General features: G+C 61.7%; 22 protein-coding genes. 7 read left to right on the forward strand and 15 right to left on the reverse strand.

Going from position 1 to position 23,154, the window contains the following annotated elements:
• Positions 1-29 precede the first annotated feature (29 nt).
• The 5 genes from HF955_RS08390 to HF955_RS08410 form a co-directional block, all read right to left on the reverse strand.
• Entirely contained in the window at positions 30-1,355 is a 1,326-nt protein-coding gene (locus HF955_RS08390) for an APC family permease (protein WP_291079098.1), read from the reverse strand.
• Entirely contained in the window at positions 1,352-1,852 is a 501-nt protein-coding gene (locus HF955_RS08395; RefSeq protein WP_291079099.1) for a DUF411 domain-containing protein, read from the reverse strand. Before HF955_RS08395 ends, HF955_RS08390 begins: the two co-directional genes overlap by 4 nt.
• Before the next feature lie 17 nt (positions 1,853-1,869).
• Entirely contained in the window at positions 1,870-4,089 is a 2,220-nt protein-coding gene (locus HF955_RS08400; protein WP_291079100.1) for a copper-translocating P-type ATPase, read from the reverse strand.
• A gap of 135 nt (positions 4,090-4,224) precedes the next feature.
• Positions 4,225-4,680, reverse strand: coding sequence for an isoprenylcysteine carboxylmethyltransferase family protein (locus HF955_RS08405; protein ID WP_291079101.1), 456 nt, complete (start codon positions 4,678-4,680; stop codon positions 4,225-4,227).
• Complete coding sequence (locus tag HF955_RS08410) at positions 4,677-5,321, reverse strand: cation transporter (RefSeq protein ID WP_291079102.1); 645 nt, start codon at positions 5,319-5,321, stop codon at positions 4,677-4,679. The genes HF955_RS08405 and HF955_RS08410 overlap by 4 nt, the downstream gene beginning before the upstream one ends.
• A 74-nt stretch (positions 5,322-5,395) precedes the next feature.
• Here HF955_RS08410 and HF955_RS08415 point away from each other — a divergent pair, with 74 nt between their 5' ends.
• The 7 genes from HF955_RS08415 to HF955_RS08445 all read left to right on the forward strand — a co-directional run bounded on the left by HF955_RS08415 (position 5,396) and on the right by HF955_RS08445 (position 13,157).
• Complete coding sequence (locus tag HF955_RS08415; protein ID WP_291079103.1) at positions 5,396-5,851, forward strand: helix-turn-helix domain-containing protein; 456 nt, start codon at positions 5,396-5,398, stop codon at positions 5,849-5,851.
• A 116-nt stretch (positions 5,852-5,967) separates the two neighbouring features.
• Positions 5,968-6,294 carry a DUF2946 family protein gene (locus HF955_RS08420; protein ID WP_291079104.1) on the forward strand — a complete coding sequence of 109 codons (327 nt, stop codon included), beginning with the start codon at positions 5,968-5,970 and terminating at the stop codon, positions 6,292-6,294.
• Between the two features lie 71 nt (positions 6,295-6,365).
• Positions 6,366-7,661: a TolC family protein gene (locus HF955_RS08425; protein WP_291079105.1), complete on the forward strand. Its 1,296-nt coding sequence runs from the start codon at positions 6,366-6,368 to the stop codon at positions 7,659-7,661.
• Positions 7,658-8,887 carry an efflux RND transporter periplasmic adaptor subunit gene (locus HF955_RS08430; RefSeq protein WP_291079106.1) on the forward strand — a complete coding sequence of 410 codons (1,230 nt, stop codon included), beginning with the start codon at positions 7,658-7,660 and terminating at the stop codon, positions 8,885-8,887. Before HF955_RS08425 ends, HF955_RS08430 begins: the two co-directional genes overlap by 4 nt.
• 11 nt (positions 8,888-8,898) lie before the next feature.
• A complete protein-coding gene (locus HF955_RS08435) occupies positions 8,899-12,012 on the forward strand; it encodes a CusA/CzcA family heavy metal efflux RND transporter (protein WP_291079107.1) in 3,114 nt (1,037 codons plus the stop codon).
• On the forward strand, positions 11,996-12,244 hold the full coding sequence (locus HF955_RS08440; RefSeq protein WP_291079108.1) for a hypothetical protein: 249 nt from the start codon (positions 11,996-11,998) through the stop codon (positions 12,242-12,244). The genes HF955_RS08435 and HF955_RS08440 overlap by 17 nt, the downstream gene beginning before the upstream one ends.
• Positions 12,228-13,157: a cation diffusion facilitator family transporter gene (locus HF955_RS08445; RefSeq protein WP_367279783.1), complete on the forward strand. Its 930-nt coding sequence runs from the start codon at positions 12,228-12,230 to the stop codon at positions 13,155-13,157. Before HF955_RS08440 ends, HF955_RS08445 begins: the two co-directional genes overlap by 17 nt.
• 364 nt (positions 13,158-13,521) lie before the next feature.
• Here HF955_RS08445 and HF955_RS08450 read toward each other — a convergent pair whose 3' ends face one another.
• The 10 genes from HF955_RS08450 to HF955_RS08495 form a co-directional block, all read right to left on the reverse strand.
• Positions 13,522-13,689 carry a DUF2274 domain-containing protein gene (locus tag HF955_RS08450; RefSeq protein ID WP_291079110.1) on the reverse strand — a complete coding sequence of 56 codons (168 nt, stop codon included), beginning with the start codon at positions 13,687-13,689 and terminating at the stop codon, positions 13,522-13,524.
• 25 nt (positions 13,690-13,714) lie between these two features.
• Complete coding sequence (locus HF955_RS08455; RefSeq protein WP_291079111.1) at positions 13,715-14,995, reverse strand: TrbI/VirB10 family protein; 1,281 nt, start codon at positions 14,993-14,995, stop codon at positions 13,715-13,717.
• On the reverse strand, positions 14,992-15,990 hold the full coding sequence (trbG, locus tag HF955_RS08460; RefSeq protein WP_253065347.1) for a P-type conjugative transfer protein TrbG: 999 nt from the start codon (positions 15,988-15,990) through the stop codon (positions 14,992-14,994). Before trbG ends, HF955_RS08455 begins: the two co-directional genes overlap by 4 nt.
• Positions 15,991-15,992: 2 nt before the next feature.
• Positions 15,993-16,682: a conjugal transfer protein TrbF gene (gene trbF / locus HF955_RS08465; protein WP_367279762.1), complete on the reverse strand. Its 690-nt coding sequence runs from the start codon at positions 16,680-16,682 to the stop codon at positions 15,993-15,995.
• Positions 16,682-18,007, reverse strand: a complete 1,326-nt coding sequence (gene trbL, locus HF955_RS08470; protein WP_291079112.1) for a P-type conjugative transfer protein TrbL — start codon at positions 18,005-18,007, stop codon at positions 16,682-16,684. Before trbL ends, trbF begins: the two co-directional genes overlap by 1 nt.
• 6 nt (positions 18,008-18,013) lie before the next feature.
• Positions 18,014-18,736, reverse strand: coding sequence for a P-type conjugative transfer protein TrbJ (trbJ, locus tag HF955_RS08475; RefSeq protein WP_291079113.1), 723 nt, complete (start codon positions 18,734-18,736; stop codon positions 18,014-18,016).
• 247 nt (positions 18,737-18,983) lie between these two features.
• Positions 18,984-20,039 carry a GSU2403 family nucleotidyltransferase fold protein gene (locus tag HF955_RS08480; RefSeq protein ID WP_291079114.1) on the reverse strand — a complete coding sequence of 352 codons (1,056 nt, stop codon included), beginning with the start codon at positions 20,037-20,039 and terminating at the stop codon, positions 18,984-18,986.
• Between the two features lie 104 nt (positions 20,040-20,143).
• Positions 20,144-22,585, reverse strand: a complete 2,442-nt coding sequence (gene trbE, locus HF955_RS08485) for a conjugal transfer protein TrbE (RefSeq protein ID WP_291079115.1) — start codon at positions 22,583-22,585, stop codon at positions 20,144-20,146.
• The gene (locus HF955_RS08490) at positions 22,579-22,833 is read right to left on the reverse strand and encodes a VirB3 family type IV secretion system protein (protein ID WP_291079116.1); all 255 of its coding nucleotides are present in this window, start codon (positions 22,831-22,833) and stop codon (positions 22,579-22,581) included. Before HF955_RS08490 ends, trbE begins: the two co-directional genes overlap by 7 nt.
• Positions 22,833-23,144 carry a TrbC/VirB2 family protein gene (locus HF955_RS08495; protein WP_291079304.1) on the reverse strand — a complete coding sequence of 104 codons (312 nt, stop codon included), beginning with the start codon at positions 23,142-23,144 and terminating at the stop codon, positions 22,833-22,835. Before HF955_RS08495 ends, HF955_RS08490 begins: the two co-directional genes overlap by 1 nt.
• Positions 23,145-23,154 lie beyond the last annotated feature (10 nt).

Consider the following 23,154-nt stretch of genomic DNA (forward strand, 5'->3'; position numbering starts at 1 on the left):
TTTCGGGTAATTAGCCATGGGTTGCCTAATTACCCACGGCCAGAATGGTGCCCGCCTGCGGTTTCCCGCATTCGCTGCAGGAAGAAACGTTCGAAGGCAAAAATGGCCAGCATGCCTGTGAGTGCGATGATGATGATGGAGGGGTCCGCCTGCCATTTCAGGATGAGAAAAGCCGAAAGCGCCAGCGCATCAAGCAGAATGGCGCAAAGCAGTATCGCTGGCGCGGCTCCGACATCTTGCCTGAGTTGGCGGAAGACGCCCCAGTGGATGATCATGTCCATGACGAGATAGAAAATTGCGCCGAGTGAGGCGATCCGGCTGAGATCGAAGAAGGCGGCGAGCAGGCCGGCTGCCACCACGGTGTAGACCAGCGTATGTTTCTGGATCGTGCCCGGCATACCGAAATGGCGGTGGGGGATGAGGTGCATGTCGGTCAGCATGGCGAGCATGCGCGACACGGCGAACAGGCTGGCCAGCAGCCCCGAGGCGGTTGCGATGATGGCAATCGCCACGGTGAACCAGAGCCCATAGTCCCCGAGCGCCGGGCGGGCGGCTTCGGCCAGCGAATAGTCCTTGGCCGCAACGATTTCAGGCACGGTCAGCGTTGAGCCGACGGCATAGCAGACGAGCAGGTAGATGACCGTACAGATAGCCAGCGAGATCATGATCGCCCGGCCGACATTCTTCTCCGGCTGCTTCACCTCGTCACCGCTATTGGTGATGGTGGTAAAGCCCTTATAGGCAAGGATGGCGATGGCCACTCCGGCGAAAAAGCCGCCTCCCGATGTCGTATTGGCGAAACCGTCGGTCACCGGTCGGAAGGCGAACCCGCCTGCCCACAAGGCAACCAGCGCAAAGGCGAGGATGCCCCCGATCTTCAGGACGGCGGTGACCTTGGAGACGCTACTGATAAACTCATTGTCTGCAATGTTGATACCGAAGGCGATGACGATCAGCCCGATGGCAAGCAGCGGCACGAGGACGCCGCCCTCAATTCCGAAGAGCTGCAGCGTGTAGGTGCCGAAAGTGCGCGCCACCAGGCTCTCATTGATGATCATCGAGAACGCCATGAGCAGCGCCGCTCCGCCCGTCACCGTCGATGGGCCATAGGCGCGCTCCAGGATCATCGCGATGCCGCCGGCGTTCGGATACTTGTTCGAGACCTTGATATAGGAATAGGCGCTGAACCCGCTGATGATGGCAGCGAGCAGGAAAGCGAGCGGAAACAGGTCACCCGCGAACTCCGCCACCTGACCGGTGAGCGCGAAGATACCGGCGCCAATCATGACGCCGGTCCCCATCGCGACTGTCCCGGCGAGGGTGAGTGACCCCTTGCGGTACTGACCGGACCTCATTGGCCGTCCGGACTAGCCAGTCGCGTAGGACCTTCATAAGTCGCGTAGGTCCGGGTGCTGTCCCCGGAGAATAGAAGCACGTCATAACGGTCCGGCGGATTGGGTGTTTCCATGCCCGGGGAGCCTTGCGGCATGCCGGGCACGGACAGGCCGTCCGCCTCGGGCCGTTCGCTCAGGAGGCGACGGATTTCGCGGGCCGGGACATGACCTTCGACCGCATAGCCATCGACTTCACCTGTATGGCAGCTCATCAGCGGATCCGGAACGCCCAGGCGTGCTCGCACCGGCCTCAGGTCTTCCTCTTCCTTGACCACGACATCGAAGCCATTGTCACGAAGATGATCGATCCAGGCCGTGCAGCAGCCGCACCAAGGCGTCTTGTGAACGGTCACTGTCTGCGCACTCGCCGGGGCCGGCGTTGAAAAGAGCATCCATCCGACAATAGCGGCTGCCATGACCAGCATGCCGCCGGCGCCTGCGAAAAGGATTCTGGACATGTCATTTCTCCGTCAGGTCAAAGTTTCAGTGTTCTCAGGCGCAGCGCGTTTCCGATTACGGAAACAGAGCTGAGGCTCATGGCGCCCGCTGCAATCATAGGACTGAGCAACAGTCCGAAGAAGGGGTACAGGACACCCGCCGCCACCGGCACGCCAAGCGCATTGTAGATAAAGGCGAAGAACAGGTTCTGGCGAATGTTCCTCATCGTCGCGTGGCTGAGCTCGCGGGCTTTGGCAACGCCAATCAGGTCGCCCTTCACCAGCGTCACGCCGGCGCTTTCCATGGCGACGTCGGTCCCGGTCCCCATGGCGATGCCCACATCGGCCTGGGCAAGCGCGGGGGCGTCATTGATGCCGTCGCCGCACATGGCGACGCGCGCGCCGGCCTGCTGCAGTTCCGACACAATGCGGTGCTTGTCCTCGGGCGAGACGTCGGCATGAACCGCGTCGATGCCGACCTTGTCCGCGACCGCGCGGGCAGTGGTTTCATTGTCGCCCGTCAGCATGACGATCTTGAGGCCCTCGGCGTGAAGGCGGCGGATGGCTTCCGGCGTCGTGTCCTTGATCGGGTCGGCGACGGAGACGAGGCCCGCAGGCTTTCCGTCGACGGCGACGAACATGACGGTCTGACCCTCGGCGCGGTACTGGTCGGCGCTTGCGCCGAGCGTGTCGGACCAGCCGCCGATACGGTCCATCATCTTCCGATTGCCGATCGCGACAGTCTTGCCATCGACGGAGGCGTGCGCGCCTTCGCCGGTGACCGACTCAAAGTCGTTCGCCTCCTTACGCGGCGCATCCTTCGCTTCGGCCCCGCGCACAATGGCTTCTGCCAGCGGGTGTTCGCTCGAGCGTTCGACGGCGGCGACCAGGCCGAGCAGCTTCGCCTGATCGAAACCGTCTGCCGGATCCACATGGATCAGCTCCGGACGGCCAAGCGTCAGCGTGCCGGTCTTGTCGACCACCACCGTGTCGACCTTCTCGAAGGTCTCCAGCGCCTCTGCATTCTTGATCAGGATGCCGTTCGAGGCGCCCTTGCCCGTGCCGACCATGATGGACATCGGCGTCGCCAGGCCGAGCGCACACGGACACGCAATGATCAGCACGGCGACGGCATTCACGATCGCAAAGGCCATCGCCGGATCCGGTCCGAACAAGGCCCAGACGATGAAGGTTACAATGGCGACGCCGATCACCGCCGGCACGAAGATCGACGAGACGACATCGGCAAGCCGCTGGATCGGCGCACGCGAGCGCTGCGCGGCCGCGACCATCTGCACGATCTGCGAGAGCAGCGTGTCCTCGCCGACATGCGTCGCCTGCATGACGAGCGAGCCGGTGCCGTTGACGGTCCCGCCTGTGACGCGGTCGCCCGCTGATTTTTCCACGGGGACAGGTTCGCCGGTCACCATGGATTCATCGACAGTGCCATGGCCCTCGATCACCTCACCATCTACGGGCACCTTCTCGCCGGGCCGCACGCGCAGCCGGTCGCCGGCCGTCACATGGGCCAGGTCGATCTCTTCCTCACTGCCATCCTCGGCAATGCGCCGGGCCGTCGGCGGGGCAAGCTCTAGCAGCGCGCGGATGGCGCCCGAGGTCGCGTTCCGGGCGCGCAGCTCCAGCACCTGGCCAAGCAGGACCAGCGTCACGATCACCGCAGCCGCCTCATAATAGACCGCAACATTGCCGCCATGCCCCCTGAAGGAATCCGGGAATATGCCCGGCGCGATGGTCGCGACGAGCGAGTAGACATAAGCGACCCCTACGCCCATCGCGATCAGCGTAAACATATTGAGGCTCTTGCGCTTCACCGATTGCCAGCCGCGCTGGAAGAAGGGCAGGCCGGCCCAGAGCACGACTGGCGTGGCGAGCGCAAACTGCATCCAGACGCTCACTTTCGGGCCGACCCAGTACATGAGCGGGCTGCCGGGAATCATCTCACCCATCACATAGACGAGCAGCGGCGCCGAAAAGACGAGCGCCACCCAGAAGCGGCGCGTCATGTCATCGAGTTCGCTCGTATCCTGTTCGGCTGTGACCGTTTCCGGTTCCAGCGCCATGCCGCAGATCGGGCAGCCGGTATTGGAGGTTTCGCGGACCTGCGGATGCATCGGACAGGTCCAGACCGTTCCGGAATAGCCCTCCGGGATATTGTCGTACGCGCCGTCCGGCTTGTCCGGCGCGGCATGCTCATGATGGCATGAATGGCCGTGGGGGGATGTATGGTCGGATGACATGGCAATCTCTCCAGGTAGGAGGGCTAGTGTTAGCAACAAATAATACCCCAGTGGGGTATAATCAAGAATACCATTTGGTTCGGGCTTTGCCCCAGCCTTGCTCTGGCGATCCGTTGCGGCTCGCGCCCGACGTCGTTACAGCCACCGAGGGGTCTGATCGCGATAGACTTCGTACGCTGGACCGAACCGCGCATGGAGAGCCCGCTCTTCAGGCTTTATCTGCAGGATTGTCATGGAGATGATGAACAGCGCCGGCATCAACGCCGCGGCATAGTTCTGGAAGGAAAACGCGGCCGCAGTAAGTAGTATTGCAAAGCCGAGATACATTGGATTGCGGGTGTAGCGGTAGAGCCCGCCGGTAACCAAAGTCGATGCGGCCTCTGGATGGATGGGGTTCACAGTTGTTGCTGCCTTGCGGAATGCGCCAAGGGACGCAAGCAGGATCGCTGCGCCAATGGTCGCAAGCATTACAACGGCAACAGTGCCTACCATTCCGATCCGGAAAGACAGACCGGGTAACAGCTTTGCTGCAGCCCACGCGGCCAGGCCGAAAGCCGCAAGTTGCAGGACCGGCGGGATGCGAAGGTTCAACGCCCGGGCTCCAGAGAGCGGCCTTCGCTCTCGGGGGTTGATTTCAGCTCGCCCAGCGCCTGAAGCGTAATCGTCCAGGAGGAGCGCAGGAACAGCCCGGCGAGGACGCCGGCGACGACAAGGTCGGGCCAGGGCGAACCGGTCAGCGCGACAAGCCCAGCAGCCCCGATCACGCCGACATTGCCGATCGCGTCATTGCGCGAGCAGAGCCAGACCGAGCGGACATTGCTGTCCCCGTCGCGCCAGCGCAGCAGGATCAGCACACTCACCAGATTTGCGACAAGCGCCATGGCGCCAATGAGGCTCATCGTGACGGTCTCCGGCGCACCATCTGCAAAGATGCGGGCGAGTGTCGAGCCGAGGATAAACAGCGCGATCAGCGCCAGGGAACCTGCCTTGAACAAGGACGCCTTTGCGCGCACGGACGCGCTCATTCCGATGACTGCAAGGCTAATCGCATAAGTCGCCGCGTCTCCGCCAAAGTCGAGGGCGTCTGCCTTCAGCGCCTGCGAACGCGCGAGATAACCGGCTGAGATTTCGACAACGAACATGATGGCGTTAATGGCGATGACGGCAAAGAGCGCGCGTCTGTAGGCGCGGGATGTGCCGTCAAAGGTCTTGCTCTCGCAACAGTTGGACATGGGTAAAACCTGCTCTTCCAATTTCTGAGGTGAGAGTCTACAGTCTACAGCGACTGTAGGGTCAAGGATGTATTATGCGCTTCACGATTGGAAAACTGGCGAAGGCGACGGACGTGCTGGTCACGACAATTCGCTACTACGAGTCTATCGGCCTGCTGGACGAACCGGATCGCAGCGAGTCTGGACAGCGTCTGTATACCGAAGACGCGGTCGAACGGCTCGCCTTCATACGGCACGCCCGCGATCTCGGTTTCCCGGTCGAGACGATCCGCGAACTGATCGCGCTTCAGATCGACCCTGGGCAGGACTGCGAGCGCGTCGATGAGATCGCCCGGCACCAGCTTGGAGAGGTTCAGCGCCGCATCGCGCAACTCAAGTCCCTTGAGACGGAACTCAAACGTATGCTGTCTTCATGCGAAGCCGGAAAAATCGCATCCTGCTCGGTGCTCGCGGCGCTGGGCCATCATGAGGGATGCCTGCATGACGAACATGGCGGACAAGAGGTTCTTGCGAAACCGCCGTCAATATAGGGCTTGACCCTACAGTGACTAGAGAGGTTATAGGGATTGACCTTGTAGTAATTAACTCGCTTATCACGGAAAGCTGCTGAGTTCATAATATGAATCTGTCCAGGATCATAAGGCACATGCGTACATTGATCGTCATGGTGATGACGGTCGCTTTCGTTGTTGCGCCCATGAGTGCCGCGGCGGATTCGATGCATGCTGGTGACAACGATACATTGATATGCGCCGATGCCGAGCTTTCGCAGGACGGATTCGGCGAGGAACCCTCGCATGATGGACACGAACACAAGGCCCATCATTGCGGCAGCTGTCATGTCCACATGATAGGCGGCGGCGATTTCGGCGCCGCCATTCAGCCTGAAATTCAGACAAAGCGGCTCTATCCGGGACAGGCAGCCCATGCGAGCCTCGGTCCCGACGGTCTTTACCGTCCTCCCCGCGCCTAGACCAACGACACCAAAACTCTGTGCTGCTCCGGCTGCACTGTCGTTGACTCTAGACGAGGAATTTATCCGAAATGAGGAATTTGCTATGCGGTGCTGTCGCCGCTATGGCCCTGTCGGCCATGGTCGGGGCGGCCCATGCCCAGGGGTGCGCACCTGTACCCGTAGGAACAATTGAATATGATCAGACCCGGCCATTAACGCTGGAACGTGCGGTTGCCCGTGCGGGCCATGCCGCACCGGAAGTCATGACGGCCGCGCTGGAGGCCAGAGCCGCTTCGGCGGATGCCGATCAGGCGGGCCGGTGGCTCAATCCGTCGATCTCTGTGGAGACGGAGAATTTCGCAGGCACCGGCGGTCTCGAAGGCTTCGAAGCCTATGAGACGACGCTGGCGCTGGAGCAGACCTTCCGGCTCGGCGGCAAGCGTCGCCTTTCCGAGAGGGCCGCAAGAGCCGAGGCCGCGCTTGCAAGCGCAGAGTGCGACCTTCAGCGGCTGGAAGCCCAGAGGCTCGCGGGCGAACTCTTTCTGGATTTGCAGGCAGCCATCCAAATGGCGGACGTGGCGGACGCATCGGCCAAACTGGCCGAGGAGTTTGCCAGTGTCGTAGAGCGTCGCGTCGATGCTGGCGCTGCCGCCCCGCCGGAGCTATCCCGGGCAAGGGCCGAAGCGGCAAGTCTTAAGGCCGCCGCAGATGCTGCCCGTGGCGAGGCCGAGGCGCGTGCGCTCGCGCTCGCGTCGGTCTGGGGTAGTGCCGAGGTGGATTTTGTCCTGCCCGAGCCGGAGACATCCGGACTGGGGATAGATACGGCGGAGCCAGACTCCGTCCCCGGCACACATCCCAGATTGCAGGCCGCGCAAGCCGGTGCCGATGCCAGAGCGGCAGCGACAGACCGTGCACGGGCGGGCGCTTGGCCGGATGTCACCGTCTCTGCCGGCGTCCGGCGCTTCGAGGACACTGGAGACAGTGCTTTCCTGGCAGGCGTGAGCCTGCCGCTGCCTGTTTTCGATCGCAACCAGGACGCTACCCGGGCCGCCCGGATTCGCACCGAAGGGGCGCAACTCAATGCACGGGCGGTCGAGGCCAGGCTGAGAGCCGAGCAGGCGAGCCTCGCCGCGCAGGTGCGGGCCGCAAAATCCCGCTTACAACGTCTTGAGGGTGAAGCCCTTCCACTGGCCGAAGATGCCTACGCTTCAGCCGCCGAAGGCTATCGGGTCGGCAAGTTCGACCTCACCGCCACGCTCGATGCACGGCGTAGCCTGATCGAAATCCGCGCAAAGGTGATAGATGCCCGACTGGCGCTCCAGACACAAACCCTGCGGTTGCGCGCCCTTATCGGCGCTGCACCGTTCGAAGGAGAAATCCAATGAAAAAGAACCTTTTCTACGCGGCAATGCTTTCGCCGGCGTTTTTATATCTCGCGGCCTGTGGCAATGGCGCGCCAGCTTCGTCTGACGCAAACCAGCGGGCCCTCGAAACCAATGATGAGCATGAAGAAGCCGGCGGCGAACATGCAGGTCATGAAGAAGATGGCGATCATGTCGAGCTGAGTGCTGAGGAGGCTGAAGCTGCCGGAATCCGGGCTGCGGTCGCCGAAACCGGAACGGTTTCGGGCCAGCTGGAACTGCCTGCAGAGATTCGTTTCGATGCAGACCGTGTCGCCAGGGTCTCGCCCCAGGTGGAAGGCATTGTCGTTCAGCTCCATGCAGGCGAAGGCGATACGGTGAAAGCCGGAACAACGCTGGCCCGCCTGACCAGCCGTGAGCTTGCCGGGCTCAAGGCCGATTATCTGAATGCGCTGAGCGCCGAACGCCTCGCGCAGGCGGAACTTGCGCGTGAGGAAAACCTCTGGGAACAGAAAATCACCTCTGAAGCAGATGTGCAGTCGGCGCGTGCGTCGTTTTCGGCGGCGAATGCCGCCCGGGAGGCGGCCGAAAGCAGGCTCCATGCCGTAGGCATTGGTCATGGTGTGCTGGACAGTTTGGATGAAGCTGCGGATGGCGCCCTGGCACAGGCCTATGTCACCGCGCCGATAACCGGTGAGATCATAGAGCGGAGGATCTCGCTTGGTGAAACCGTGTCGGCCGGTGGCAAGCCCATATTTGTGATCATCGATGATAGCGTCGTCTGGGCCGATATCGCAGTTTACAAGGAAGATCTCGGACGAGTCGAGGAAGATCAGACCGTGGTCCTTCAGCGGGAGGACGGCCAAAGGCTGGCCGAAGGAAAGATTTCGACCGTCCTGCCGGTTATCGCTGAGACGTCCCGTACCGCGACGGCACGTGTCATCGTCGACAATGCCGAACAGAGATTGAAACCCGGTCAGTTCGTGACCGCCCGGATCGAGACGGGAGAGGCGCGGTCTGTGGTGCGCGTACCCTCCGATGCGCTTGTCAGTGTCGAGGATAGGATCTCGGTCTTCGTTCCAACAGATGACGGTTTCCAACCGCGCGAGGTGCGTACAGGCGACAGCGCTGGGGGCTATACCGAGATCGTCTCCGGGCTTGAGGCGGGCGAAGCCTTCGTCATCGAGGGTGCCTTCACGCTGAAAGCACAGCTTGAAAAAGACGCTTTCGGCGACGGCCACGCACACTAGGAGACCTGCAAATGATCAATCTGATGCACCGCCTTGCGGGTGGCCGGCTGCTGGCCGCCATCGCCGCACTCGCCCTTTCCATCGGCGGCCTGTTTGCCTTTCGCAGCCTGCCCGTTGACGCTTTTCCAGATCCATCCCCCTCGCTGGTTCAGGTCTTCACCGAAACCGAAGGCCTCTCGCCGGAAGAGGTTGAACGCTATGTGACCTATCCGATTGAAACGGCGATGTCCGGCCTGCCAAAGGTCGAGGAAATCCGCTCCACTTCGAATTTTGGCCTATCCGTTATCAACATCTATTTCGAGGATGGCACTGACGTCTATTTTGCCCGGCAGGTGGTTGGCGAACGCCTCGGCGAAGCGGGCGAAGCCATACCCGAGGGGTTCGGGACGCCAAAGATGGGGCCGATTTCGACCGGTCTCGGTATCATCATGTATTACCGTCTCGTGGACGAGACAGCTGAGCGGTCTCTCGTCGAATTGCGCGAGATTGCCGACTGGATGATCAAGTATCCGCTCCAGTCTGTCGAAGGCGTGACCGAGGTTCTGTCGCTCGGTGGCTTCGAGAAACAATACCAGGTTCGCCTGGATCCCGATCAGCTGATCTCTTACGATCTGAGCGTCAGCGAAGTGATCGATGCGCTGGAGAGCGCAAACAGGACCGCCGGAGCTCAGTTCATAGAGATCGGCGCAGAGCAGTACACAGTACGCGGTGTTGGTCTCGCCAGAACCATTGATGATCTGCGCGAGACGCCCGTGAAGACGGTGGACGGACGTCCGGTTCGCGTGGGTGATCTCGGTGAAGTTGCGATCGGCGGGGGCGTCCGGCAGGGCCTTGCGACCGCCAATGGCAACGGGGAGACGGTGGCCGGCCTGGTACTGAAACTCTATGGTACCAATACCTCAGAGGTTATCGAAAACGCACAGGCGCGTTTCGACGAAATCAACCGGTCGCTTCCGGACGGGGTTAAAGCCGTTCCGTATTATGACCAGGGCACCCTGGTGAAAAAGGCAGCGGCCACCGTGACGAACGCGCTCTGGCAAGGCGCACTTCTGGTCGCCGTCATTGTCTTCCTGTTCCTCGGGGGCTGGCGGCCGAGCCTGGTCGTGGTGATGTCGATTCCGTTTTCTGTCGGCTTTGCCTTCGTCGCGATGAATGCCCTAGGTATCGGTGCCAATCTGATGACGCTTGGCGGGGTTGCGATCGCGATCGGCATGATGGTGGACGGGGCGATCGTGATCGCCGAAAATGTCGATCGCGCTTTTCGTGAAAGGCGTAGCGGCGAAGATATCCGTACCACTGTCGCACGTGCGAGCGCTGAAGTGATCGCACCACTGATTGCCGCTGTTGCGGTGGTTATTATCGTCTTCCTGCCGCTGTTTTCTCTGCAGGGCACTGAAGGCAAGACGTTCCGGCCGCTGGCCGCATCGGCAGCGCTCGCTATGACAGGCTCACTGATCTATGCAGCGCTCATTGCGCCAGCCATGGCGCTCGGTCTGATGCGTCCGCCCAAGCGTGATGTAAAACGGGGCGAAAGCCGCCTGACCCGTACCATCAAGCCGGTGGCGGCCTTTTTTGTCACGCGGCGCGTTGCGGCCATCGGGCTCGCGGGCGTCCTGCTTCTCGTTGGGGGCTTATCGGCAACCCGGCTTGGCTCGGAGTTTACACCGGCGCTGGAAGAAGGTGACGTCCTGCTCAGGGTGACAATGGCGCCATCCATATCGCTCACCGAAGCGAAGGAGACCTCGACCCGGATCGAGAACCGTCTGCTTGAGACATTCCCGGAAATCAGCTCGGTCGTCAGCCGTATCGGACGCGGGGAAGTCGGTGCGCATGCCGACCCCGTCAACAGCATCGAAGCCTTCGTGGCACTTAAACCGCGAAGTGACTGGCGAGAAGGGATCACTCCGGATGACCTTCGCGCCTCCATATCCGACAATCTCGGCAGCTTCCCCGGTGTCCGGGTCAATGTCGGTCAGCCGATCGCGATGTCGGTCGATGAACTTCTCACCGGCACGAAGGCGCAACTGGCGGTCAAGATTTTCGGGCCTGATACGAAGGTTCTGCTTGAGGGATCACAGGCGCTGCAGGCGATCCTCCAGGACGTGCCGGGGGCAACCGATGTCCAGGCCGACCAGATCACCGGCGCACCGCAGCTTGTGGTCTCGCTCAATCGTCCGGCGCTTGGCCGATACGGCCTAAGTGTGGAGGATGCCCTTGATGCATTGCGTTCCGGTGTAGGCGGGGCCGAGGCGGGGGCCGTTTTCGAAGGCGTGCGCCAGTTCCCGGTCATCGTGCGCTATGCCGAGGCGGACCGGGATACGCCCGAGGCCATTGGACGGATCATTCTGGAATCGGCCAGCGGCGCGCGCATTCCGCTCGAAAGCGTGGCCGATATCCGGGAAATCGTTGGTCCCCGGCAGATCACCCGCGAAAATGGTGAGCGCTTCATTACCGTGCAGCTCAATGTGCGGGGGCGCGATATTGGCAGTTATGTCGCCGATGCGCAGGAGGTCGTCGCCGACCAGCTCGACCTTCCAGCCGGCTACCGGGTCGAATGGGGCGGGCAGTTCGAGCTGCAGCAGGAGGCCAATGAGCGCTTTGCGGTCGTGATCCCGATCACGCTCGGCATCGTGTTCCTGATCCTGCTTCTGACCTTCGGGCGCATGAAGTCGGCCATACTGATCCTGCTCAACATTCCGCTGGCATTGACCGGCGGGGCGATGGCGCTCTGGATTGCCGGTCTGCCCATCTCCGTGCCCGCGACGGTCGGCTTCATTGCCCTGTTCGGCATCGCGCTTGGCAATGGAATGGTGCTTGTCAGTTTCATGGACGATTTTGCCCGGGAAGGCCGGGACCGCGATGCGCTCGCGGTCGAGGCGGCAGGCTTACGGGCACGTCCGGTGATGATGACGGCACTGACAACAGCACTCGGGCTGGCGCCGTTACTCTTCGCAACCGGTGTCGGGGCGGAAGTCCAGCGGCCGCTAGCAACGGTCGTTATGGGCGGGCTCGTCTCATCGACCGTGTTGACCCTTCTGGTCCTGCCGGCCCTTCACCGCTGGTTCGCGCCACAACCAGATGCCCACCATTCCTTGCTGGAGGCCGAACATGTTCATCCATCGTGACCTTCGCATTGCGGTCATGTCCGTTTCTCTCACAGCTCTCGCGGGCTGCGGGAGTCTCGGCAACGCAATGACGTTCCTTTCGAGTGAGCAGGCGGCCAAGGTGCGGGAAGAATGCGGCCTGATACCGTCCAAGAGCCGTGTCAAAAACGCGGTAGACCCGCGGCGACGTGCCTATCTCGAGTGCAAGCGCAACGTGCTGGAAGAGGAGGCCGATCATCAGCCACGTCCATGATCATGACGGTCTTGATCCCGAGAGCGGTGATCGTCGGGTGTCCATTGCTATCTGGGCAAACGCACTACTCACTATTGGGCAGGTTGTCGGAGGGGTTTTCTCCGGTAGCCTCGCGCTCATCGCCGATGCTCTGCACAATTTCTCTGACATGGCGTCGCTCGTCATCGCGTTCGCTGCGCGCAAGATTGCGCGGCGACCGGCTGACGAGAGGATGACCTTTGGGTACGGCCGCATCGAGATCGTCGCAGCCCTGATCAATTATACCTCCTTGATCATTATCGGCTTCTATCTGGTCTATGAGGGTGTCATGCGGATCATTGATCCGCCGGCCGTCGGCGGATGGACTGTGATTATTCTCGGGGGTGTAGCGCTGGTCATTGATTCGCTGACAGCGCTTCTGACCTATTCTATGCAGAAAGGGAGCGTGAATATCCGGGCACTATTTCTGCACAATCTGTCTGATGCACTTGCATCGATTGCCGTTGTGGCGGGCGGTACGCTCATCCTTCTTTATGACTGGAGACTGGTCGATCCGCTCGTGACGATCGGTATCGCAGTATACATTCTCTATCTGTCGTTCCGCGAAATCGGCCAGCCCATTCGGACGCTAATGCTCGGTAGTCCTCCGGATATAGACGGCGAGAGTCTGGTGGAGAATATCCGGAGACTTCCGGGCGTTGAGGACGTTCATCATATCCATCTCTGGCAGATGCAGGAGCACCAGACGGCAATGAATGCGCATGTGATTGTGCTCGCTGCCGGGATCGAAGATTTCGAAATTATCAGGTGCCGTATCAAACAGGCGCTCGAGGATGGCTTTGGTATTGCTCATTCGACACTTGAGCTCGAAACTACGGATCGAGCTTGTCGAAATGCGTTGCTGTTCGGCCATGGCGCATATGAAGACAAGTGACGTGAAAGATCTTTGAAGCCGTCAACATCATTGAGGTGGCACAGATGCGAGGAACAAGCTTCCAAAGCTTCGGTCAAGCCTAAAAAGCCTACCGAATTCGAAATAGTATTTGTAGTTTATCCCTCAGCGCGCCACGAGACACGACCAATCCGATTTTAAGAGCAACTGACGCCCGTTAAAGACAGACACCGTTCGAGATTTTTAAGTGCAGTGCAATTTAAAGCTCAGAGCGCTAAATTGAGTCGCCTCATTAGTAGCTATGTTTAAAGGGAACAAGTCTATCAAAGGCAGGAGCCCATTGTGTCCTGTGTCCGCTACGCGAGCGGCTGAATGTCGTCGTCGACTGGTGAAGTGGGAGACATTGCTATAACAGTTTTCGAGCCCGCTTGAACCCAGTGTCTGAGTTCAGGAATTGCTCGAGCATCGCCGGGATAAGCGCTTCAGGCTTTTGTTCTTCGCCGTAGGTCTGGCGATAGATTTCGGCATAGTCGTTGAGGGCTTCTGCAAGTGCAGGTTCGACGGCAACGCTCATGCGGACCGGCGTTCTATCTGGCAGCTTATGGAGGCGGAGTGACATTGAGGGTCTCCCTGTAGGGTTTGAGGAGGAGATCCTGTGTGGCGATCACGCGGACTGGCCAGCCTGGGCGAACTTTGATGGTTGGCTGGATATCGAGATTGCGATCGACGATGCGCTCGCCGGCTTCGTTCACCGTGTCGGAGGTGCCATCTCGTATGGCTCGGACAATTTCATCCTCGTCGCTGCGGCCGACCTCCGCCCCAATGCCGAGAATGGTTGCCAGGCCTGCCGCGAGGAAGACCCGGTCCCAGTGGTGGTCGGTGCGGTCTTTCAGTCCTGCATAGCCGAGCCTGTCTGTTCCAGGCGCTGAAATCAGGATGGAGCTCGCATCCGGGAACAGGATCCGGTCCCAAGTGACCAGCGCCCTGTCCTGTCCGAAGGAGACCTGAGACTGGTAGCGGCCAAACAGCCGCGACCCTTGAGGAATTAGGAGCTCTGTCCCGGTGGCGGTGTCATAAACCGGCTGTGTCACCTGCGCGATCACTGTCCCGGGCAGATCAGAATTGATTCCTGTGACGAGGCTTGCCGGGATGAGTGTGCCGGCCATCACGGCATAGGGAGACGGCGCGTCTTGGAGCGGATCGGGATTCGTTGTGCTTGCGCCCGACCGGCTTTCCGAGAAGCCGAGCTTCGCGTCCTGGAGATTTGGATCGCGGGGTGGCGCAAGGCCGGGTGGTGATCCGAGACCACCCGCTGCCAGGGCGAGGAGTTCGGAATTTAGGCTATCCATAGGGCTTTGCGAGTTTGCTTGCGCGGCGGGTGCCTGGCTGGCCGTTAGTTGGAAGAAGAGCGGCGCGCGCGTTGCTTCTTCCTGGAGTTTGGCCTCACGCAGACGCCGGGCACGGGCGGCCTCGTCTTCCTCGTTCGGTTTGAAGCTCGTTTCGAATTCCGTCGCCGGGATGACCGGGATACCCGCGGCCTGCTCGCTTGCGAGGATGGTCGAGCCGAGGTCGCCGGGCAGCGGGGCCCCGAGCGGGATGACCGGCTCGGCGGGACGATAGGCCGGCGCGTCATAGCTCGATGGGAGCAGCGACAGGCCTTCCGGTGTGCGCTTGGCCTGCTTGGTGTAGACCGGCTTTGCAGGCTCAGCCTCTGCTGGAGCTGAGGGCTTCAGCGCGAGATTGGCGGCTGTGTAGAGCGCAAGAGCGCCGAGGCCCGCCCCCGCCAGCAGGACCTTTCGGTTGATCCGGGTGACCGGCTTCGGACGGGATCTTAGTTCGAGGTCGGCCGTGTGCTCGTTGAAGGTCTTTGCCTCGCTCATCGCCCGCCTCCAAACAGGGCGGCAAGGCCGGACCGCTTCTGGCCACGATGGATGCGCACCACGGTCTGGTCTTTCTCCCCGAGGCGAAGCTCGGCGGTCTCGAACAGACGGTCGACGATGTAGTAGCCGCCGCGCACCCGGTAATTGACGAGTTCGGCATCGCCCGTCTCGCCAAGGATGAAGAGTGGCGGGGCGTCGCTTGTCTGCATGGCGGGCGGCATCTGGATGAAGACCTGGCGGCCATCATCGAAGGCGCGAAGCGGGGTCCATTTGGGCCGATCGCCTTCAATGCGGTAGTCGAAATTGAGATCGGCGACATTGAGCGACCGCGAGATAGAAGCGGCAGCATCCGATAGTTGCTGATTTGCGCGAGATTTGGCCTGGGTGAGCTCGTCCCGAGGATAGCGCCAGGAGAGGGCTGCCATGTAGCCGTCATAGACGCTGTCGAGCTCGAGATAATAGGTCCGCCGGTCGGTGGCGATCATGAGATTTGTCTTGATGCCGTGCTGGACCGGTTTGACGAGGACGTGCGAGCGGGCGCTTGGACCTGACCCAGACTGCGTATCACCAACCACCCAGCGGGCGGTGTCGCCCGCCGACACCGAGACCAGCGTCTCGCCGGGCTGAAGCGCGATGTCTGTGACCTGTCCCGGGCTTGTATAAAGCCGGTAGAGCGCGCCCTCGGTGTACGGATAGACCTGGATGGCATTCACAAATCCGTCGGCGGAGGGTTCGATGCGGGCCGCTTCACGGCCGCGCTGTATGGTTTCGCCTGGTGGCATGGTCCGGGGTGGGGCGGTCGCCGAGATCGGTTTCATCTGGCCGGGCAAGGGAAGCGGCGTGACCGTTTCGACCACCTCGATGACGGGCTCGGAGGTTTCTGCCACAAAGGCGGCTTCAAAGAATTGCGGTTCGGGTGTGGGAGCCGGGTCCGGCCTGCTGGCGCAGGCTGTGATCAGGGTTAGCGCCGATCCGGCAAGAAGGATGGATTTCATGTCTAGTCTCCTGTGACGAGGTCTTCGCCCCAGTTGAGGCTGCTGATGTAAAGGCCGAGGGGATTTGCGCGCAGCGTTTCGGCGTCGCGCGGGGGATCGAGCAGGATCGAAAAGAGCCCGGTAAAGCGTCGCGTGTCTGTCAGGACGCCATTGTCATAGGTCTTCTCCAACCACCGGGCCTGGAAGCTCTCCGGTGAGACGCGCACCACGCTCACCACATCGGTCGTGCGTGACCGCTTGCCGATATGGGCGAAAGGATCATTCTCCTGCGCATACTGGCTGAGCGTGACGGCGGCCTGCGCGGTCGCGAAATCATAGGCTTTGAGCCAGTTCTCGCGTACGATGACGGGATCGACCGAAAGGGACCGGATATTGCCGATGAATCCTGCAAGGTGATGGGCAATCTGGGCATCACTCGGCACATAGGCCTCGCTTGCCGGACCGATCGCGCGGACCTCTCCGAACTCGCCGACCTCAACCACATAGGGGATGATGTCTGCCTGAAGGCTCCGCCAGATAAGCGCGCCGGAGACCGCCGCGCTGACGGCCAGTGTTCCGAGCGCCATAAGCCGCCAGTTGCGGGCCTGAGCGCGGGCTGACCCGATCCGGTCATCCCAGACCTGTCCGGCTTTCTGATAAGGCGTCACCGGTTCGGGGCTCTGGCCATAATGGAGTGTCGATCTCTTGAACATCAGTCATCCCTGTCATTGCTGGAGAGGCTTGGCTGGGCACCCGCACTGCCGCGGTCGCCATCGCGTACCGCATGGGCGGCCATGCCGCCCGCCTGGCTGAAGCGTTGCTCGGTCTGGAACCGGCGGGCCCAGGCCTGGCTGTTATCGGATTGTGATTGCGTATCGGGTGCGGGCGCAGTCCGGCTGCCGCCGCTCGCGCGCCAGGCGCGGTCTGCGCCTTGCCTACGGGCCTCGCCAATAGACCGGAACGGGGCGCTCGCGGCCCGTTTCACGGCTCCGCCGGCCGCCATGGCAACGCCGCCCATGCCAGCGGCTGCGCCCCGGACGCCGGACTGGCCTGAGGCGACGCGGCCCATGGAATAGGAGGTGCGCGCGCTGCCCGTGACCGAGGCGCCGGCCCGGACGGCACTCATCGTCGTCGACACCGCGCCGCGCGCGGCGGCCCCTGCGCCTGCGGCGGCCACATAGCTGCCGGCTGCGACGCCGGCTGTGGTTCCGACGACGGAGCCTGCGCCGAGCTGCGGCGCGCCTGTGATGAGGCCGGAGGCCATGCCGGGGGCAAAGATGCCCATCCAGAGGAAGACGAGCGCGCCAAGCATCGTGCCCATCACATCGGCGAGCGTGATCCGGTCCGGTGTCGCAAAGGCATCGGTGATCGCCGAAAAAAGCGTTGATCCAATTCCGATCACGATGGCGAGTACCATCAGCTTGATGCCGGAGGTGATGACATGTCCGAGCACGCGTTCGGCGAGGAAGCTTGTCTTGTTCCAGAGGGCAAAGGGTACCAGCACAAAGCCGGCGAGTGTCGTGAGCTTGAACTCGATGATGGTGACGAAGAGCTGGATGGCGAGGATAAAGAAGGCCGCGAGGATCACGACCCAGCCGAGGAACAGGACGACGATCAGGATGAAATTATGGAAGAAGCGGATCGGGCCTGTCAGGTCGCCGATCTCTTCGAGCAGCGGCTGGGCGGCCTCGAACCCGATACCCGCCACAAAGCCCGGCCGCATCAGATCGCCCGCTTCGATCTCACCGCCGGTCGCCTTGACGCCAAGACCGGCAAAACTCTCGAAGACGACATTGGAGAGGAGGGCGAAGTTACCGATGATGAACGCGAAGGCCCCGACATAGAGGACTTTCTTGATCAGGGACGCCATGAGGTCATGGTTCTGGGCGAGCGCCCAGAACAGTCCTGCCAGCGTGATGTCGATCACGATCAGGGTCGAGGTGAGATAGCCGACATCTCCTGCCAGCAGCCCGAACCCTGAATCCACATAGGCGATAAAGGTCGCCAGGAACCGGTCGATGATGTCCATCTCTTCCATCGGACGCTATTCCACCCGTCCGAAGAAGCGGGAAAGGCGCGCCTTTGCGCGTTCCTCTTCCTGGAGCTCGCGCGCCCGGTCGAGCGCCTCGGCGCGGTAATGGACGGCCATCATGGATTCGATCTGGATGAGCTGTTCGACCTGAAGGGCGTCCAGCTGGTTGCCGGCCTGGGCCGCCTGCAGGCTTCCGGCCGCGCCCTGGCTTTCTGCAACGAGCCTTGTGATCGCCTCGGCCTTGGTTTCATTGTCCTGGAGGGCCGCGGCAGAGACGCTCAGCGTGTGGCGGTAGGCCGATCTCGACTGGCGCCACTGATCGCGGGCTTCCTCGACGAGTTCGGCATTTGGCGGCGGGGCGGTTCCATAGGTCTCCGGATAGAGCTCATTATAGTCGCGCTCGACCTCGCCGACCTCCTGGCTGACGCCTTCGGCGTTTGCGATGACCGCCTCGATCTGTGTGATCCTGTCGCGGATCAGGGCTTCGGCAACGTTGATGGGCAGGGTTTCGAGATTGCGGGCCATGTTCTCCAGCATCTCGATTTCATGGGTGAGCTGCTGGACCTGGTTCTGGATTTCCTGAAGGGCGCGCACGGCCTGCAGGATATTCTGGGCGTGATTGGCGGGGTCATAAACGACCCCGCCGAACTGGGCCTCTGCCGTCTGGACCAAGGGCGTGCTGATCGGAGCGATGACGAGAAGGGCAAGGGCGGTTGATGCGAGAAGGGGTTTCATGAGCCGGACCATTGATCTGAGTTGCGAAGGTTGAGACGAACTCGCCTTCGCTGCCTGCTTCTCAGTTTCAGGTCATATGCCTTGCCGCAGAAGTTCGACGCTGTCGCAATTGAGGCAGGCCGATGCAGACAGGAGCGAAAAAGCGAAACACGCTTGCCGTTTGAGTGGGACGTCTGCACAGCCAGCGATGGATCCGTCAGACCACGCGGCGCCTGATCAATCAGGCGTCCCGTCCAATGGATTGGCTTTATCCCGGAGCGCTCTTGCTCAGCAGTTCCGCAAATGGATCTTTTTGTTCATTGTCCAGTCTTTCCGATGCCGCTTCGAGGCGTTCGCGCCAGCCTGGTCCGCGCCCGGCGGCTTCTCGTAGCGCATCCTCCAGATCTGAATTGCGGCGCTTGGCGAACAGCGCATCGATCAGGAGGCCGGCCTGGACCACATCCTTGTCTGCTTTTGCGGCGCTCTCCCCGGTTTCCTTGCGAAGGGTCGAAACGATGAGCTTGTGGACAGCATACCGCTCCGGCGCCGGCACATTGACCAGCGTGCCGAAGCGGGAGAGTACCGCTGTTTCGACCGTATCGCGCAAAAGGAAGTCGAGGAAGCGGAGGGCGACGGCGTCTGTTTTCAGGCTTGGCAGGTTGACTGGCTCATCGCGATCAGCACCCCGATTGGTCGTCAGGACATCGACCCGGTAGCCACCCGGTCGCGTATAGGCTGAGACGACATTCGGTCCGGCGATCGAGGGGACAGGCCGAAAGTCCTGATCGACAGTCTTCAGGACCTCGATCAGCGGCGCGTCGATAGATTCGTTGATCGCCACCGACACGCCATAGTCCTGGGCAAGATCGACATCGCCCGTGCGGATCGCAGCGCCGGGAAGCTTGATGCCGAGCAATCCGGCATAGGTTTGAAATGCGACAGTGCCGACAAGAACGCCGCGCAGCCGAAAGACGCCGGCCGCTGCGAGCGCTTCTATCACAGCGCTTGTCAGGCCGTCCGGTTCGGGCAGGCCGGCCCCTTTTAAGGCTCTTACGATAGCTCTGCGACTGTCGGCATCGGCTTTGGCCCTTTGGCCATTTTCAATCGCCTTGCGGCGTTCGGGTGTATCGACACCGAGATAGCGTTCAGCCGGCCTTCCGGTCGGGCCGGTTGGTTCCTGCACGTACCAATAGACCTTGCCTGAAATCGTCCGCTTCCTGAAAGTGGAGCCTTCCGGGAAATCGGACGCAGCCTGGACTCGCAGCTGATCGATCAGCTCCGCATAGCTGGTCTGGATGATAAGAGGCAGTTCTGAAATCGGCATTTACCGGCAAAATAGAGAAATGCCGGTAAATGTTCAAGAGCTATCTTTTGCTGGGTGAGGCAATGCAGCGACCGACCTCTGGGCGACATGTTTATTGTGCGAGGTCATTCGGCGGCAAGCGGGACGTGAAACCCATGGCCCGGCCACCGGGCGAGGAGCTCCGCAGCCCAGCCCTGACCACGTCTGGTGAGGAAGGCCTCTGCGAAATCGGGAGCCGGCGTCTCGCTGCGCAGCTCGTCGATCAGCGCTTGAGATTCGGGATCCGACGACCCACAAAAGGCAAGGCCAATCGGACCGAGACCGAGATCGAAGACACGCGCACCGTCCGGCGACTGGAAGTAATAGTCCCGCTTGGGCGTGGCCTCGGCGATGAGATTGATCTGCCTGCGATTGAGGCCGAACCGCTCATAGACCTGTTTCTGGAGCGGTTCGCGGGCCCGTTCATTTGGCAGGAAGATACGGGTCGGGCAGCTTTCGATCAGGGCTGGTGCGATGCTGGAGCGCTCAATGTCGGCAAGGCTTTGGGTGGCGAAGATGACCGCAACATTCTTCTTGCGAAGTGTCTTCAGCCATTCGCGCAGGCGCTTTGCAAACAGCGGATGATCGAGGAAGAGCCAGGCTTCATCGAGAATGACAAGGGTCGGAGCCCCGGTGAAGCGGGCTTCCAGGCGATGGAAGATGTAGGAAATAACAGGCGGGGCGGCCTGCGGGCTTGCCATCAGGTCTTCCATTTCGAAACAGGCAAGATCCGATAGCGACAGCGCGTCATGATCGCCGTCGAGCAAACGCCCATGCGGGCCTTCCAGCGTGAAGGGGTGGAGGGCCGAGCGAAGGGCGTCGTCCTGGAGGAGGAGGCTGAGACCGGTCAGCGTTCGCTCCTCGGCCGGTGCGCTGGCGAGCGACTGGACGGCTTTCCAAAGGCGCGCCTTGAGATCGGGCGTCAGGGTCAGACCCTCAGCTTCAGCAAGGCCGGCGAGCCAGTCGGCGGCAAAGCGGGCGTCTTGTTCATGGCTTATGTCCCGGAGGGGTTGCAGGCTGGGCTGGGCCGCGCCGCCGAGCTCGATATGGGCGCCGCCCATGGCAAGCGTGGCCGCGCGGGCCGAACGCCCCTTGTCGAAGATGAAGACCTGGGCGCCGTCATAGCGGCGCCACTGCATGGCGATAAGGGACAGGAGAACAGATTTGCCGGCCCCTGTCGGGCCGACGATGAGCGTGTGGCCGACATCACCATGATGAAGGTTCAGGCGGAACGGCGTGGTGCCATCGGTCTGCGCATCGATGAGCGCGGGCGCCTTGAGATGGCGATTCTCGGCCTCGCCGGCCCAGACCGCTGAAATCGGCACCATGTGGGCGAGGTTCAATGTGTGCAGGATGGGCTGGCGGACATTGGCATAGGCATGGCCCGGCAGGCTGCCGAGCCAGGCATCGACGGCGTTCAGCGTCTCGCGAATGACCGTAAAACCGCGGCCTGTAATGATGCGTTCGGCGAGGCGGAGCTTTTGTTCGACAATTGCAGGGTCCTCGTCCCACACGGTCAGGCTGGTCGTGACATAGCCATAGGAGACAAGATCGCTGCCGAGTTCCTGCAGAGCGGCGTCGGCATCGGCGGCCTTGTTGTCGGCATCATTGTCAACGAGCGCAGCCTGTTCGTTGAACATGGTCTCGCGCAGAACTGCCCCAATGGATTTGCGCTTCGCAAACCAGTGGCGGCGCTTCTTGCCAAGCAGCTTTTCTGCCTCTGTCTTGTCCATCGCGATGAAGCGCGTGGTCCAGCGATAGGAAAAGCCCTGGCGGTTCAGTTCATCGAGAATGCCGGGCAGGGTTGTTGCGGGGAAGCCTAGAATGGTGAGCGTGCGGAGATGCGCCTCGCCGAGCTTGGGTTCGAGGCCGCCGCTAAACGGGCTGTCGGCAAGCACCGCATCAAGAAAGACGGGGAGTTCGGGGACCGCGACGGGGTGGTGTTTTGTCGAGATGGTGGCGTGAATATAGGTGAGCGTGTCTTCATCGCCGAGGCGTTCGATCTCGGTGAGGCAGGTTGCAAGGAGGTCGAAGGTTCGCTCAGCCTGCCGTTCAAAGGCGGCGAGCCTGGCGCGCCAGTCCGTCATGCCTTCGGCTTCGGCCCGCTCAATCAGCGCCTTCTCGGCCCGACCAACCGCATCGGCAGGGGGGAGCCAGAGCAGGGTGAGATAGAACTGGCTCTCAAACCGCATTCCTGACTGTTCCGCGGCCAGCGCGCGTTCCTCGTCGACCAGCCAGGAGGCGGCATCCGGGAATTCCGAGATGGCATAGTCTGATTGTGGACGCCGGACGGCCTCAAAGAAAAGCGCCCAGCCGCCCCCGAACCGGCGCAGCACATTGTTGACGCGCGCGGTCACCGCGACGAGTTCCTCTTCGGTCGAGCTTTCAAGGTCGGGGCCGCGATAGCGAAAGCTGGTCTGGAAGCTGCCATCCTTGTTGAGCACCACGCCGGGACTCACGAGGCAGGCCCAGGGGAGGTAATCTGCGAGATGCTTGGCGCGCGGGCGGTATTCGGAAAGGTTCAGCATGAGAGATGCTCCGCATGGCGGGCCGAGCGGCTAGCGACAGCTATGAAATCCGGGTCCTGTCGCGCGACCATTACGGCGGCGCTATGGCCGACAATCCAGAGGATCAGGCCTGGCAGCCAGAGGCGAAGGCCAAGGGCAAGGGCGGCCGCCAGCGTGCCGATGGCGATGGCAGCCGCGCGCGGCGCTCCCGCCATCAGGATCGGCTCGGTGAGCGAGCGGTGCAGGGGGATTTCATAGCCCTCGGCCATCAGAAGTTGGCTCCGCCGCCGAAGGAGAAGAAGGTGAGGAAAAAGCTCGTGGCCGCAAAGGCGATCGACAGCCCGAACACGATCTGGATCAGCTTGCGCATGCCGCCGGACGTCTCCCCGAAAGCGAGGGCGAGGCCGGTGAGCGTGATGATGATCACCGAGACGATGCGGGCGACCGGTCCCTCGATTGAGGCGAGGATTTGGTCGAGCGGGCCTTCCCAGGGCATACCTGAGCCGGCGGCATAGGCTGGCGCAGAGAGCGTGGCGGTCAGGGTCAGGCCGACCGCAAGCGGCAGCACCTTTCCGAACATGTTTGTCCTT

The organism is Hyphomonas sp. (assembly GCF_017792385.1).
In the GTDB taxonomy this organism is placed as follows: Bacteria; Pseudomonadota; Alphaproteobacteria; order Caulobacterales; family Hyphomonadaceae; genus Hyphomonas.